At 41.0% G+C, this 15,646-nt stretch carries 15 protein-coding genes and 2 pseudogenes; all 17 read right to left on the bottom strand.

Features of this window, described 5'->3' with window-relative positions; translation table 11 throughout:
* Positions 1 to 12 precede the first annotated feature (12 nt).
* Positions 13 to 240 (bottom strand): annotated as a pseudogene (locus M1E06_RS08215) (IS3 family transposase); the annotation flags it as partial.
* 537 nt (positions 241 to 777) lie between these two features.
* Complete coding sequence (locus M1E06_RS08210) at positions 778 to 1,074, bottom strand: hypothetical protein (RefSeq protein WP_020452196.1); 297 nt, start codon at positions 1,072 to 1,074, stop codon at positions 778 to 780.
* Positions 1,064 to 1,618 (bottom strand): stage II sporulation protein M, encoded by a 555-nt coding sequence (locus M1E06_RS08205; protein ID WP_035338381.1) that lies wholly within the window; start codon positions 1,616 to 1,618, stop codon positions 1,064 to 1,066. The genes M1E06_RS08210 and M1E06_RS08205 overlap by 11 nt, the downstream gene beginning before the upstream one ends.
* On the bottom strand, positions 1,615 to 2,322 hold the full coding sequence (locus M1E06_RS08200) for an ABC transporter ATP-binding protein (protein WP_020452198.1): 708 nt from the start codon (positions 2,320 to 2,322) through the stop codon (positions 1,615 to 1,617). The genes M1E06_RS08205 and M1E06_RS08200 overlap by 4 nt, the downstream gene beginning before the upstream one ends.
* Positions 2,319 to 4,013, bottom strand: coding sequence for a hypothetical protein (locus M1E06_RS08195; RefSeq protein ID WP_020452199.1), 1,695 nt, complete (start codon positions 4,011 to 4,013; stop codon positions 2,319 to 2,321). The genes M1E06_RS08200 and M1E06_RS08195 overlap by 4 nt, the downstream gene beginning before the upstream one ends.
* A 72-nt stretch (positions 4,014 to 4,085) precedes the next feature.
* Positions 4,086 to 4,430 (bottom strand): uberolysin/carnocyclin family circular bacteriocin, encoded by a 345-nt coding sequence (locus tag M1E06_RS08190; protein WP_020452200.1) that lies wholly within the window; start codon positions 4,428 to 4,430, stop codon positions 4,086 to 4,088.
* 24 nt (positions 4,431 to 4,454) lie between these two features.
* Positions 4,455 to 5,108, bottom strand: coding sequence for a YIP1 family protein (locus M1E06_RS08185; RefSeq protein ID WP_020452201.1), 654 nt, complete (start codon positions 5,106 to 5,108; stop codon positions 4,455 to 4,457).
* 157 nt (positions 5,109 to 5,265) lie between these two features.
* Positions 5,266 to 5,537 (bottom strand): annotated as a pseudogene (locus tag M1E06_RS08180) (IS3 family transposase); the annotation flags it as partial.
* A 170-nt stretch (positions 5,538 to 5,707) separates the two neighbouring features.
* Complete coding sequence (gene pstB, locus M1E06_RS08175) at positions 5,708 to 6,487, bottom strand: phosphate ABC transporter ATP-binding protein PstB (RefSeq protein WP_023855209.1); 780 nt, start codon at positions 6,485 to 6,487, stop codon at positions 5,708 to 5,710.
* 12 nt (positions 6,488 to 6,499) lie between these two features.
* Entirely contained in the window at positions 6,500 to 7,312 is an 813-nt protein-coding gene (gene pstB / locus M1E06_RS08170; protein WP_043054596.1) for a phosphate ABC transporter ATP-binding protein PstB, read from the bottom strand.
* Positions 7,313 to 7,346: 34 nt separating this feature from the next.
* Complete coding sequence (gene pstA, locus M1E06_RS08165; RefSeq protein WP_025811149.1) at positions 7,347 to 8,234, bottom strand: phosphate ABC transporter permease PstA; 888 nt, start codon at positions 8,232 to 8,234, stop codon at positions 7,347 to 7,349.
* Positions 8,234 to 9,163 carry a phosphate ABC transporter permease subunit PstC gene (pstC, locus tag M1E06_RS08160; protein WP_003183532.1) on the bottom strand — a complete coding sequence of 310 codons (930 nt, stop codon included), beginning with the start codon at positions 9,161 to 9,163 and terminating at the stop codon, positions 8,234 to 8,236. Before pstC ends, pstA begins: the two co-directional genes overlap by 1 nt.
* 75 nt (positions 9,164 to 9,238) lie before the next feature.
* Complete coding sequence (locus M1E06_RS08155) at positions 9,239 to 10,129, bottom strand: phosphate ABC transporter substrate-binding protein (RefSeq protein WP_031304750.1); 891 nt, start codon at positions 10,127 to 10,129, stop codon at positions 9,239 to 9,241.
* A gap of 219 nt (positions 10,130 to 10,348) precedes the next feature.
* On the bottom strand, positions 10,349 to 12,472 hold the full coding sequence (locus tag M1E06_RS08150; protein ID WP_050820708.1) for a peptidoglycan D,D-transpeptidase FtsI family protein: 2,124 nt from the start codon (positions 12,470 to 12,472) through the stop codon (positions 10,349 to 10,351).
* Between the two features lie 101 nt (positions 12,473 to 12,573).
* Entirely contained in the window at positions 12,574 to 13,860 is a 1,287-nt protein-coding gene (locus M1E06_RS08145) for an MFS transporter (RefSeq protein ID WP_023855214.1), read from the bottom strand.
* 382 nt (positions 13,861 to 14,242) lie between these two features.
* Complete coding sequence (gene sodA / locus M1E06_RS08140; RefSeq protein WP_023855215.1) at positions 14,243 to 14,851, bottom strand: superoxide dismutase SodA; 609 nt, start codon at positions 14,849 to 14,851, stop codon at positions 14,243 to 14,245.
* A gap of 182 nt (positions 14,852 to 15,033) precedes the next feature.
* Positions 15,034 to 15,516, bottom strand: a complete 483-nt coding sequence (locus M1E06_RS08135) for a DUF456 domain-containing protein (RefSeq protein ID WP_026579296.1) — start codon at positions 15,514 to 15,516, stop codon at positions 15,034 to 15,036.
* Positions 15,517 to 15,646 lie beyond the last annotated feature (130 nt).

The following is a 15,646-nucleotide window of genomic DNA, read 5'->3' as shown; positions in this document are numbered from 1 at the left end:
TTAAAAACACCTTTAAACAACCAATTCCCGATAGTTTACCGGTGATTGGTTGTTTAGTTTTGTTTTAATACGAATATTGTTAAAATAATGAATGTATTTCTTTAACAGTGTGTTCTACGATGGCAGTCGTAGTTCGATCAATGCTGTTAAGATCAAACGTTTCAGACTTTAGTGAGGAATGAAACGATCGGATGGAGGCATTATATTAATAGCTTTCTGATACTCATAAGATGTATACACTTAACCTTGATCGCACAGTAAGCAAGGACCCATATGTAATTTTTACAAGCTGAAGCAGTGCGGGTACAGTTCATAAAAAGGTTGTGGCTCCTGCACCATCTAAGTGTGAGATCATCCCACTTGCAGCTGTACCCATGGAAACAGTGACAACATTCCCCTTTGTCAGCTGTTTAATGCTTTGATTAGAGGTTCAAAGAATCCTGTGTCTTGTAGAATGCAAAAATTAAAGTGACGAAGATAAACATGGTCGCCACTGGCAGTACTTTGATAATCCCTTCTTTAAATATCATTGATGCCAAATCCAGAAATAAGCACCCCTACCAAAGGCACCATGGTCGGACTTGCTTTCCCCAAACCAGTAAACGTTAACATAAGCCCTCCCCCTACAGAAACCGTTTACATACCTATACAATAAAAAAAGATGGAGAACCCATTCGTAGTACGAAGTTGAACTTGTCAAAAAGCAAATCAAATTATTAATTTAAACGATATAAAAAAACATCCATTAAGGACGTTTTTTGATTGAGAATTAAGCAATCAATTTAACCAAAAGAAAGTAACTGTAATTAAAAGTATTAAATATATGGCCGAAAAAATTCTATAAATACCTTTTTTGGTTTGGAAAGGTGGGGATATAAAAGTTACTAAAATGGTCGGGCCAAACAAAGCAATCAAAAAGTACCTATAATCAAAAAAGACAGTGCAGATTGATAGTAGTATTGAAAAATAAAATACTATTATAAATGAAGTATTAACTTTACTTTTCGTTTCTTTTTGTTCTTCTTCTGTATGATCATCCAGTAATTTATCTATCTGCTTTTTATTAAAGAACATAAGAGCCTCCTAATGTTAATTTGTTAAGTAAATAAGGTGTTATTAATGCTTCTGTAACAGCAGCAAGTAATGTCAATAAAAAAAGTATAATAACAAAGTACAAAAAATCTTGTAAAAACTGTTTTTTTGAAAAATAAATACCCCTTATCTTCATATACACGTAATCTAACAATTTGAAACCAAGTGCTCCCGACAAAATCATTGCCGGAATCTCAAAAATACCGTGAGGAACCAAAGCAGTTAATATAAATAAGACATCGTTTCCATGGTCAGTGATACTATGTAAAGAAGATAGACCGACTAAGAAGCCATTCAATAGTAATAAGATAGATGTCAAAATTCCAAATGTAAACATTGAAAAAATGAGAAATAAATTTGCTGCAAAATTATGTGTAAAGTAACCTGATACTGTGATATTTTGAACATTATCTTGACTAAGGCTAGGTAGAATATTGTTAAAAATCACACCAAGAACTAAACCCACTATGTAAAAGGTGCTTGCTATATAGAGTATACGCTTATTTCTTTTTATTAATTCCTTCATTTTAGTATCGTATCCATATCCCTTATAATCAAATCTTCAAAATCCTTTATGTCTGTCAGGTGATTATATTCTTTAACTAAAGTACCATTAATCAGTATACCAACCTTATCGCATAGTTGTTGTGCTATGTTTACAAGGTGTGTAGACATGATGACAGTATTCCCCTGTTCAGCATAACGTTTGAGAAAACTTTTCATCATCTTTGTAGTGGGGGGATCAAATGCCCCTAATGGTTCATCTAATATTAATATTTCTGGTTCATGAACTATGGCCCCTGCAACAGATAACTTATGTTTCATACCAAAAGAAAATGTAGATATCATGTCGTTTTCATTATCTTTCAATTTAAATTGACTTAACAAAAGATCTATTCTATCATTTTTAATCTCATAAGGGACTTCTTGTAAATCAGCAACAAACTCAAGGTACTCTCTAGGTGTTAAATAATGATAGATAAAAGGTGCGTCTGGAACGTATCCTATATATTTAAGGTAAGAGGATCTTTCAGATTCCAAGGTTTCTCCTTTGACAGTGATTTTACCTTCGTAAGGTTTCACTATACCAAGGATACATTTTAAAAGAGTTGATTTACCAGCTCCATTTGGTCCAAGTAAGCCGTAAACTTTGCCTTTCTCTATCTTTAAATTAATAGATTCAAGGATCAGTTTATCTTTATATTTGAAAGACACATTTTCAATGTTCATGTTTTCATCTCCCAATTTTTCGTTCCTATTCTTTTAATCCAAAAATAATAAAAGACTCCAATACCTATAACAAATAAAATGGTACCTGTCACAATGATTAAAAAGAATACTCCCCTATTAATAATATTAAAAGTAACGAGAACGCCTGTGATACCATACAACTGAAGGTAAAATGCCAGTAACACTCCGAGAATAGTATGTTCAAAAAATGATGCTTTAACAGATGAACCAATGTCTTCAAAGTTCTCCCAATCTAAACGAGGATAGAGAAATGTTCCAATAATTTGTCCAGCCCCTATGATAAGACTGATGGAGTTAATCATGATGAACAATATAAGCTGCGTCATAATATCTAAGTTGAATAACAATAAGATGAATAAAAATAACGTATTCATTAAAATAAGAATCACAGATAAGTGCAATAAAGATTTTCCTGCGATCAATTTAAAAATAGAAGCACCCGAGCTCTTATAAACGTAAAGGTTCTCACGCTCTGCATCTGCTGAAGTTACGCCAAGTAATCCCTCTCCTAATAAAGATGTATTATAAGTCACAGCAAATAAAATTGGGTAGATAACAAAAATGTCTGAGAAATCAAACCACTTTTGATTTAAACTAAGACCTATCAATACACCTAGTTCTACTGCAATCATATTAATGGAAAGTACCAGTCGTTTTTTTATTGTAAAATTAGCTCTTAATAATGCAGTAAGGTCTTTCTTTAGAATAGCAATATTTTGCCGTGGTAAGGTCTTTTGTAAGAAACTTAAAAAAGGCAACTTGATTGGTTTTAATTTTGGCAAAAGATTATTAGGTACTGCTTCTTTTATAATCAATACTTTCAAAATTAAATGAAAGGTAATAAAGGCGAAAAGGCAACCTAAAGCAATATAACCTATAGAACATAAAAAAAATAAATGTATATCACTTGTTGAAAGTAAAAACCAATTTGTAGGCAGCCAATTGGTGGTTAATATCGTATCTAATTTGAATAGATATATGAAATTGCCAATAGCTTCGAGGAGATCATTTTGATAAAAATAATTAAGTCCAATCCAACCAAGAAAAGTAGTTGAAATGGCAGATATACAGGCAATTCCTATAAGGGATAACAAGCTTTTTAATCGTGAATTTAAAATGTTATGTAGAAATTTAGAATAAACGATGTATGTAAGCGATGAATAAAGACTTGTCAGTCCAACAATAAATATTAGCAGTGATGGAAATGATAACAAAAGATATATACGGTCATGTGTAGAAAAATTTATAAAAAAGAGTATAGGGAATAACACTACTGTTAATTTAAACAGGATGTTTAGAAAAATTGTTGTGAAGAATCTTGATAATAAAATTTTTTTGGGATCCGTTTTTAAAGTATGAAGAAGAAGAAAATCTTCAGGATATACATATCGATGTATGATATCAGTCGATGATTTTAATATATTCAAAACAAAAAAGAGAATGATAAAGTTAGTACCTAGAGTTAGAATATGCTCTGGAACTCCAGTTAAAAGAGTCTGTGAGGCTTTATATAGAATAAATATATACACCAAGAAAAAGGGCGCAAAGACAAATAGAATTTTATTTGATTTAAGTAAATTTTCGCTTGATGGGAAAAAATAAATCAAGCGATTTAAAGTTCGTCTATAGGTTAGTTTAAAGTTTGCAATGAGAACCCTTTTGTTGAGCATGTGTATATTCCTCCTAGAACGAAAATAAGGAGGAGTATAATTATACTCCTCAATCTCTTCCTTTTGAGCATCTTACCATTCAGCAGCATATTTCTTGCCGTATTTTTTAGCTAGCTTTTTCGCTGTAGCTACCATTGCAGCTGTAATTAGACCAGTTCCGCCCAAAACAACAGCCAATAGGCTGAGAATTGTTAATACATCGCCTGTTGTCATAATAACACCGATTGCTACATAGGCTGTTTTTTTACTAATTCCTAGGTTTGTTGCAAGGTCTAAAGCGAACTGATGACCTGAACTAAAGTCAATAGAAGCTAAACCTGCAATACCTTCTGAAGAGCCCATAAGGAAAGTAGCAATGGCAAAGAGAGAAACTACACCTGTAATACTTGCAATTTTAAAAAGATTGCTATTTTTCATCTTGAAATCTCACCTCCTTTCAGTTTATAAAAATAAACTTGTTGAAAAAAGAGAAATAATACCTAAAGACATTGTAATGCTAATGATTATGATGGTTTTTTTATAAGAAATTTGATGTATTACTTTTAAGGCAATACACCCTAGAATAGTAGACCACCAAAAGAAAGGGTCGATAATAATATTCAAGATAATATCTAGCGGCTGTTGAGAATTTGGGTAAATAACTGAAAAGGCGAAATCACTACCTAAAAAGAAAGAAAAAATAATGAGTATTGTAAATTTGATGCCTATAGGTATGATTGAATAAATAAAACTAGGGAAAAATTCTTTGGCTGTAGCGGTCCCGCCAATTAATATCCCAATAATATGTATAATAAAAAAGCTTACAAGAACCATCGAGGTAAATTGAATAATACCTAATACTAATGTAATGATCATAATGAGTGTATTCATATCAGTTGTATAATCAATTCCATTGTCTTGAAATGAATTATTAATCAAGGTAGAGAGTGTTGGGAAGATAGCTAAATAAAAGCCTAAGAACAGAAACAATACAGCTAGGAAGACAAACCAAGAATGACGATAATTCTTATCGCTAGAATACTTGATAGAAAGAAAGTCCTTTGGAGAAAATATGAAATGATGTACGAGAGTAATAAAGTTTTGTTTATTATCCATAAATGCTCCTTATATAAACAAAAGTATTTTTTGTTAATTCTATTAAAAACATATCACCTTTTACAATGTTTGGTCAATATGGGATTTTATTTATTAAGGTAAATTTAAGGTTGAATTGTTTCGTGAAAATCGAAAAGAATGCCTCTGGGACTACCCCCTTTTTTAAAACTTCATTTTGTTGTTTCAGCTAACGACTTTCTGCCTGCATTCAGAAGAATACTCGGGATCCTTTCGATAAGTATATTGTTTTCCAACAGGCTGTTCGAATCAGTGTTTATCCGCAGCCTTATACCACCTGCCCCATGCCTGAACCCGCGCCTTATTCTTGATATTCGATTTCTGCATGATCTCTTTCTTAGGTACGCCTACCAATCTCATTTCTAAAGCCTTCCGTTTGACTTCAACCGGATAATTCACTCTTGTCCCCATAGAAAAAACACCTCCACGTCTTATTTCGGATAACAACTATCCGTTCAACTTTGAAGGTGTTTTTTATTTGTCTCATCTTATGGGACCGGTCCCCTTCGTACCAGCCTGCTTTTTTATTGCCTCCGCTCCGGTGCAAAAAAGGCTGCCGCTTTAAAGCGGCAGCCTTTTTCTCATCCGAACCGGCCTGTAATATAATCTTTTGTCCGATAGTCGTCAGGACTTGAAAACATTTTGACCGTATCGTTGCACTCAATCAGCTCGCCCATGAGGAAAAATGCCGTTTGATCGGAAATTCTCGATGCCTGCTGCATATTGTGCGTGACGATTGCAATCGTGTATTTCTCTTTCAGCTTGAGCATCAGCTCTTCAATTTTCAAAGTCGAAACTGGATCAAGAGCTGATGTCGGTTCATCCATCAAGAGAACGTCCGGATTGGTGGCCAGCGCCCTTGCGATGCAGAGGCGCTGCTGCTGCCCCCCGGAAAGTCCGAGCGCCTGGGAATGAAGGCGGTCTTTCACTTCATCCCACAGCGCCACATCCACAAGCGCTTTTTCCACCCTCTCATTCAATTCCTTTTTGTTTTTCAGTCCATGGATCCTTGGTCCGTATGCGACATTATCAAAAATCGACTGGGGAAACGGATTTCCTTTTTGAAACACCATACCGACTTTCTTCCGCAGCTCAACAAGATCGACTTTGCTGTTGAGTACGTTCGTTCCGTTGTAGCTGATCTCTCCGGTCATTTTGACATTCGGAACCATATTGATCATGAGATTCAGCGTTTTAATGAAGGTCGACTTTCCGCAGCCTGACGGACCGATGATGGCGGTAATTTCGTACTCGGGTATTGTCAAGTTAATGTTCTTTAATGCGTGATGTTCGCCGTACCATAAATTCAAATCATTGATCTGGTACACATCTTTTGGCTTTACGGCTGTTACAGCGCTCATACCGGCCCCTCCTTATCCAAACCTGCCGTTGATGTAATCCTCTGTCTTTTTTTCTGAAGGATTCATAAAGATCTTTTCCGTACGATCGTATTCGATCAAATCTCCGTTAAGGAAAAATGCCGTTTGATCGGAAATTCTTGAAGCTTGCTGCATGTTATGCGTGACAATGATGATCGAGTATTCCTCTTTTAAACCGACGATTAATTCCTCTATTTTCGCATTTGAAATCGGATCGAGCGCTGAAGCAGGCTCATCCAAAAGCAGGACTTCAGGCTTCATCGCGAGCGTCCGGGCGATGCAGAGGCGCTGCTGCTGCCCGCCTGACAGCGAAAAAGCCGACTCATGCAGCCTGTCTTTCACTTCATCCCACAGCGCGGCTTTCCTCAAGCTTTCTTCCACGATCTCATCAAGCACAGATTTACGCCGTTCACCCGCATACTTTAAAGCATGGGTAATGTTGCTGTAAATCGATTTTGGAAAGGGATTCGGCTTCTGAAATACCATTCCGATTTCCCTTCTCAGATTGACGACATTGATATTGGAATCAAGGATGTTAAGTCCTTCATATCGTATTTCTCCGGATGTTCTGGCTGATGGAATCAGATCGTTCATCCGGTTGATGCTTCTTAAAAAAGTTGATTTTCCGCAGCCTGACGGGCCGATCAAAGCCGTAACGGCATGTTTGTCAACATGCATGGAAATGTCGTTGACGGCCCGCTTTTCTCCATAGTAAATATTTAAATTTTTCACTTCTAAAATATGTTCTTTCGCTTCAGGAAACGGAGCGATTCCGATAGTGTCGCGCACGGTTTCCAAAACCGGCATCTGAACCTGAACCATATGATTTCATCCTTCCTTCTTATTTGTTTGCCGTTAACTTTTTATGAATAAAAGAGCCGAGCCATCGGGCTGCCAAATTAAAGATCAAGACGGACAGTACAAGAACGGCGGATGCCCCGTTTGCGATCGCTTCAGCATCAGGGATGATCCCCTGTGTGTTTACATTCCAAATGTGAACGGCCAGCGTTTCAGCCGGTCTGAAAATATTGAGCGGCGAGGTCTCAGAAAACGGATTCCAATCGGCGAAATTCAGTCTCGGCGTGGTTAGTCCGGCTGTAAACAGCAAAGCGGCAGCTTCGCCAAATACGCGGCCCGACGCAAGAATCGCCCCTGTGATGATGGACGGCACCGCACCAGGGATCAAGACCGTTTTAATCGTATGCCACTTGGACACACCTAAAGCAAGGGAAGCTTCTTTTTGTTCCTTAGGTACAGAGCGGATCGCATCCTCTGTCACCCTGACCATGACGGGAAGGTTGAAAATCGTCAAAGCAAGCGCTCCGCCGATAATGCTGTACCCCCATCCGGTCAAATTAACAAACAGCAGCATGCCGAACATCCCCATGACGATCGAAGGAAGGGATGACAAAACTTCAATACAGACACGGATAAAATCGGTCAATTTGTTGGCGGGCGCATATTCAGCCATATAAATTCCTCCGCCGACTCCAAGGGGAACTGTGATCAGCATCGTCAGTGCGAGAATATAAAACGAGTTGAACAGCTGATCGCGGATTCCGCCGCCGCTTGAAAGCGCACTGGAACGCGAAGTTAAAAAGCTGAGGCTGATATGTGAAACACCATTGATGATGATATAAGTGAACAAACCGACAAGAATGGCGGCGATTACCGCAGCAATCAATCCAAAAACACCGGTTGCTAAACGATCTGTTACTTTGCTGTTCATTACAGTTTCCTCCTGGATGACAGATAGCGGATGAGCAGGATGAACAAGAACGACATGATCAGAAGGACAAGGCCCATTGACCAGAGCGTATTGTTTTCCACGCTTCCGTATGTTGTATGGCCCATATTCAACGTTATAATCGTTGTTAATGTCCCCGCAGGGTCTAAAAGGCTCTCAAACAGGTTTCGGGAATTTCCGATGACCATCTGCACGGCCAGCGCTTCGCCGAACGCCCTCGCCATTCCTAAGACGACGGCTGTCAGAAGCGAAGGCAGCGCTGCCGGTATCAGCACTTTTCGGATTGTCTGCCAGCGGGTTGCGCCCAATGCGTATGATCCTTCGCGCAGATTTTTCGGCAGAGACATGAGCGCATCCGTTGAAATAGAAGTGACCGTCGGCAAAATCATGACAGCCAGGACAATCGTTCCCGCCAGAAGGCTGTGGCCCGATCCGCTTGACTTAAACTGTGAAATGAACGGCACTAACACTGTAAGGCCTATGAATCCATAAACGACGGAAGGAATACCAACAAGCAATTCGACAACCGGCTGCAGTACTTTTCTGCCCCATGATGGCGCGATTTCCGTCATGAAAATCGCACCTCCTATTCCAAGCGGTGCAGCAATCAAAGATGCAAGAAGGGTCACTGCAAAAGATCCGAGTATAAACGGAAGGGCTCCGTATTCAGGGTTTTCGTTCGTTGGATTCCAATCTAGACTGGTTAAGAACTCAATTGGACTTACACCATTGGCCAGAAAAGATTGCAACCCCTTATTTCCGAGAAAAATTGTGATCGAAATCGCCGCCGCCATCATGATAAACGCGCACGACGCAACCAAAATCCTCCCGCGGATTTCATCCATTTTGCGATTATGCTTGGAGCTGATCAGCCGCTCTTTTGCGGACAGTTTCTCTATTTTTTGAACCATTTTTTTACACTCCTATAAGAACAAGTCATAAGAGGGAAAGTGTCAGGAGCACACTTTCCCGCCTTCTATTGTCAATTATTTATCAGTTTGCTTTCCATTCGCATCGCGCTTGACTTCCATGTCTGTTACTGGAATGTAGCCCTGCTCCGTCACGATGGATTTTTGAATGTCATCGTTCATCAAATAGTCGAGGAATTCTTTCGCCAAGCCTTCAGGCTCGCCTTTCGTATAAGAATGCTGGTATGCCCAGATCGGGAATTTGCCTTTTTGTACATTTTCGGCTGTCGGCTTAACGCCGTCGATTGAAAGCGGAGTGACAGTGTCATCCTTGATATAAGAAAACGCAAGATATCCGATTGCTCCAGGCGTTTCAGCGATTAACTTTTTCACTGTGTTTGAAGAATCTTCCGTGATTCCTTCAGCCGGAGTTTCTCCGTCAAGTGCATATTTAACAAAAGTCGCGCGGGTTCCTGAAGAATCAGGACGGTTGACAAGCGTAATCTTTTGATCTTTCCCGCCTAGTTCCTTCCAGTTCTTGATTTTACCTGTGAATACCTTTTTGAGATCCTCTAACGAAATGTCATCGATGCCTACTTCAGGATTGACCGCAGCTGCCATTCCGACAACCGCAACTTGATGATCGGTAAGTTCTTTGGCAGGAATGCCTTCTTTTTCTTCGGCAAAGACATCGGAGTTGCCGATTTGGACTGTGCCTTCAGCCACCTGGGAAAGACCTGTGCCAGAACCTCCAGCCTGAACTTGAATATCGGCATCAGGATTTTCATCCATGAATTTTTCAGCCGCTGCTAAAACAAGAGGCTGCATCGCCGAAGAACCCGAAATCGTCAAAGAACCTGAAGCCTTATTCTCTGCTTTATCGCTTTGTTTGCCTTCGTCTGCATTGTTGTTTGTACTGCTGCTTCCGCAAGCTGCTGCGAAGACAACTAAAACGGACATGATGAACATCAGTGTGATTTTTTTAAATGGTTTCACTTCTTAATCCTCCCGCGTAAATGTGTAATTTGTCCTACGGGTATAGCGTAACTTTTCAGTGTTAATCTTGTTTAAATGAATTATTAAGGTTTTGTAAAATAAGCTTGAACTTTGTATAGAATGCGGGTGAAAGGAACGGGCGCACAAAAAAACACCTGCATGGTTCAATGCAGGTGTTTTAATGAAAAAGTCCTATTCTGTAGCTTCTTTTTCGATTTTGTCTTTATTTTTTTCGGCGGTATTTTCTTTCGATTGTTTTGATTTCAGTTCAAAATACTTATCAAGCACTTTCCGGCCGAGTTCGTTTGTAATTGAATATCTTTGGCCATAGTCATTATAAACCCAAGGAACGACGACGGAAATTGCGACTTCAGGATTATCGTAAGGAGCGTAGGCAACAAGCGTTGTATTGTATGTCGGTGTTCCCGTTTTCGATTTGTCCGGTCCGTCATAGAAAGACTGGGCCGTTCCTGTTTTTCCTGCTGGTTTATATGAAGCAGAAGCAAACTGACCCGCTGCCGTACCTTTTGTCATTACGCGCCTGAATCCGTTTTGGACTTCTTTAATATATTGATCGCTCATGTCTAATTTGTTCAATACTTCAGGCTGCACGGACTGTGTAACGGCCCCGATTCCTTTTTTCGAATCAGGCTCCCTGATCTCTTTCACGAGCTGCGGCTTCATGCGGTACCCGCCATTGGCAATCGTTGATACATACTGAGCCAGCTGCAGCGGTGTGTATGTGTCATACTGTCCGATGGAATAGTCAAGCAAGAAACCAGGCAGTCTTTGAGATCCTTTGTAGCCTGTTGCTTCATTTGGCAGATCGATTCCGGTTTTGACGCCGAGGCCGAACTGGCTGAAATAATACCTGAATGTATCAAATGCTTTTGTTTGAAGATCGAGAGGCTGGTGCGCCTTATATTGACCTTTACCAAGGGCGATCGCTGTTTTAAACATGAACACGTTTGAAGATTGTTCAAGCGCTCCCTGGATACCCAGTGTTCCCAAGCCCACTCTCCATGACTTTTTCGGATTCGGCGAGTCACCGATCCAAAGCGGTTCATCAAGAAAAGTCGTATTTAAATTAATGGCTCCCGTCTGCAAACCTGTTAAAACAGTGGCCCCTTTGACAGCCGAGCCCATCGCGTAAGAAGACGTCATCGCGCCGAGGGCATAGTCGTCAACCTTTAATTTGCCGCTTTCGTTTTTAAGCTGCTTGCCGGCAATCGATAACACTTCCCCGTTTCGCGGGTCCATCATGACGACGAATGCGCGGTCGAGAAGCGGAGCGCTATGCTGGGCTTTGGCGGACTTCAGTTCATCCTCGATAATTTTTTCAATCTCTTTTTGCATATCAACATCGATCGTCAAGACTAAATCTTTTCCGCTTTTCCCCTCTGAAATGACTTCCGTATCGACGATGTCCCCTGATTTGTCGGTAATATTTTTCACTTTCTCTTTCTGTCCCTGAAGCACATTTTCATATTCGGCTTCAAGGTAGCTTTTTCCAACCCGGTCATTCCGGTTGTAGCCGAGCGACAAATAATGATCAAGCAGACTTTTCGGAAGCCCTTCATTTGAATCAGATATGCTGCCGATCATCGTTCTGAGCAGACCGTTATAAGGATAATCCCGCTTCCAATCTGACGTCACATCGACTCCAGGGAGCTCGTCCAGGTGTTCGCTGACAACCGCCATTTCTTTTGCGGTTACGTCCTTGTTTTTAATATACTGCGGAGTCAACGCGTATCCAGAATCCATCTGACGCTTGATTGCCAAGACTTTCAAATCTTGATCTGTCAGTTCTTTCAGTTTATCTTCCGTGATCCTGTCAAGCTGCAGCTGGTATAAATCGTCTTCTTTCAGCTTGCCGTCCTTAACTTTTTTCCGATCCTGATCGGTGATGAGCTTCTCGGCTTTTTTCGGCCTCGTTAAAATCCAGTAGTCCTTTTTATCGCGCTCCGTTATTTTATCTGTATCGATTTTGATCATTTCTGCAAGTTTTTTTGCTATTTTAAGCCTGTCCTTTTGAGAGGTCGATGATGTCCTTGTGTATGTAATGGCATTCATCGGTTTATTTTTCACGATCGTGTTTAAGTTCCGATCATATATTTTCCCCCGCGGAACGCTTGTCGAGACATCGACTTCTTCCTGCTTCTGCACTTCGTTCGTATAGTCTTCGCCAAAGACGATCTGCACCATGCCGAGGCGCACGACGACGATGGTGAAAATAATAAAAGCGAGCAGGAACAATATGTTCAATCTAATGGGGAGCGATTTGCGTTTTTCAGTTTTCATTTTTTTGTTCATCATTAGCATCACCTTTTTGAAATAAAGAAAAGACACCTTATGAAAAGGTGCCAAATCTATTGTAAAGTTTTTTTCGGCATTTTTCTACTATTTTCCCTTGCGGCTTACCTTTTTCCTTCTAAATAATTGGGTTCAGCTGTTTGTTTATGCGCATCTTTTCCGACCGTTTCGCGGGCGGGCTCTGTCAGACGGATATCTTTGACGAAATAGTAGATCAGCGTGTGGCCTGCCCCCAGCAAAACGAGGGAAACCGGAATGCCCAGGTCTTCTTTCAGCAGCGACACGAGCAGCAAAAAGACCAAGATCGAGACAATCCGTCCGATGTTTAAAAAAACCTCTCTGACGACAATATATTCGATCCGCGCTTTCCGGGCATACCTTGCTTTACCGATCACATCATATGTGAGCGATGAATACGGTACGAGCAAAATCGGATAGCCGATCGCAATCGCTACAGCATACAGCAGCAGCGTCACATACGTCATATGAAACAAAATCAGAAATAGAGCGCCGAACAGGATGAGACCGCCCATTAAAATCGCCTTTTTGCGCGCTCCTTTTTTAATAAGCCGCGTTGCGAAATAGTATGCAAAAAAAGAAACAGCTGAATTAATCAAGCCGAACTTCCCCAATGCCAACTCGCTCTTTGTCGTAATAAAGACAAAGACATTGATTAAAAAAACGAAAATCCCTTCTCTCAGCCCCTGAAAAAAATGAGCATTTGTAATGCTGCGCCAATTCGGGTCTGAATTTCGTTCCGCCCAGATTTTCTTCAAAATGTAGCGGCCGCGCGATTCACGCCTCTTTAAAAAAAAGCTCGTGATGACAGCCACTGAAAATAAAGCCAAAGACAGGCTGAAAATCACCGTGTACCCCGTGTTGTCAGCAAGCCGTGAAATAACATAGCCGGCGACAATCGGACCGATCATTCCCGCGCCGGAATTTAAAATGCCGAGAAACCCGTTAAAAAAATCTCTCGTGTCTGGCTCAGTGATTTCAAATGTCAGGACATTAAACGCAAGCCAATAAAATCCGTAGCCAATTCCGAGCACACTGCCGAGCAGCACAAGCCGTGATCCCGCATTCTCCCCCGCCAACAGCACAGTTAAATAAAATACAGCCAAAAACGAAACGCCAAACCTGAGTATAAACACCCTGTCGATTTTTTTAGCAAGGCGGCCTGCAAACATAAAGATGATAGGCTGCATCACGACGATCGACAAATTGTAAATGGCCAAATCGACAAACTGTCCGGACTGCTTCCACAGATATACATTCACAAACGTATTGGAAAGGGCAATGCTAAGAGAATAAAGGCCGCCGACTGCAAGCAGCAGCAGGAGGTCCCTGTTTACTTCAACATCGCCTATTATGTTTTTGATTCTGCTCATAACTGACTCCCCTTTACTGATCATCATTAGTCTGTCTCATCAAAAGTCAGTTATGTACTTCAGAGCAAAAGAAACGAAAAACAAACAGACCGGCTTTTTGCCGGTCCTTCAACAGCCGCTCCGCTTCGCGAACAACATAAAAAGGCCCGCTTTCCGCGGGCCTCTCAGCGTGTCGACAAACCCTCGCATTCGTTGTCAGGCCTGCGCGTCGGTACTCACGAATCCAACATTCGCTCCGCTCCGATGCTCGGCCTTCCTAGACTGCAAGGGTTTTCAATCACGCTGAAAAGGGATGATAAAATCCCAAAACAAAAAGTCGTTCTGGGATTTTATCAACAATCTGAAAGGCCCGCTTTTCGCGGGCCTCTTTTCTCAAACTGGATTATTTTGCTTCGCTATAAAGGCGGGCAACTTCATCCCAGTTCACGACGTTCCAGAATGCTTTAATGTAATCTGGACGGCGGTTTTGGTAATTCAGGTAGTATGCGTGCTCCCATACGTCAAGACCTAAGACAGGGGTCTTGCCTTCTGAAAGAGGAGAATCTTGGTTTGGCGTGCTTGTGATTTCAAGCTCTCCGTTATTGACAACAAGCCATGCCCAGCCGGAGCCGAAACGGCCAGCTGCTGCAGCGGCAAAGTCTTCTTTGAATTGATCGAAGCTGCCGAATTTGCTGTTGATCGCTTCTGCCAATTCACCAGTCGGAGCGCCTCCTCCGTTTGGAGAAAGAAGTTTCCAGAACAATGAGTGGTTGGCATGTCCACCGCCATTGTTGCGGACAGCTGTGCGGATGTTTTCCGGTACAGCATCAAGGTTTGCAACAAGCTCTTCAACAGATTTGCTTTCAAGATCCTGTTTGCCTGCCACCGCTTCGTTCAATTTTGTAACATATGTGTTATGGTGCTTCGTATGGTGAATATTCATCGTCTCTTTGTCGATGTGAGGTTCTAACGCATCGTAAGCATAAGGTAATTCTGGAAGTTTGTAAGCCATATCAATTCCTCCTTAATTTGTATGTATTGAAATGCCGCCTTTAGCAAGCCTTTCCTCTTTCAATGTATCAAAAGAAAAGGCTTGTTTCAATGGAAATGCTCACAAAATGATCACAGTTGCATTTCAAGCGCTCACTAAACTTTTTCCTTTTCCCCTTCTTTTTAAACATGGACGGGAAAATTTTAGAGCACAGTATATAAAAAGTAGCCGATCATTATCAGCTGAATCACACTTTTCGCAAAAACGCCTGAAATAAATCCGATCAATGAACCGATCCCGATTCTGGCCGCTGTTTTCAAATCCTTCTGATGGACAATCATCTCACCCGCCAAGGCCCCGACAAACGGCCCCAAAATAATGCCCGCCACAGGTATCACAAAAGGTCCGATCAAAAGGCCGATTGTGCTGCCCCATATCGCCGCCCTGCTGCCGCCGAAGCGCTTAATACCGAGGAGATTTGCAATATAGTCAGCAGCAAACAATACGGCTGTAAAAATGCCTTCAATGATCCAAAACAGGTAGGAGTAATGCCCGAATGTAAATAAAAAACCGTATAGCACAAAGCCGGCTACGATGAAAACGACGCTCGGAATGATGGGATAAACAAGGCCGATGAACGCAATGACGAACATCGCCGCAATGATGATCCAATATAAAACATCCATCCGAATCTCCTCCAATCGATTGTGATGCTTCATATTATACCCATTTTTCCAAAAGGAAACTTCCAGAGTCCCTGTTGATCGATAAGTTTTCTTGTATTCGTCCTTTTGTGACGATACAATAATGCAGATA

It is taken from the genome of Bacillus sp. AK124 (genome assembly GCF_053903085.1).
The sequence above is the reverse complement of the archived record's forward strand: the minus strand, read 5'-3'. Positions and strand labels throughout refer to the sequence as shown.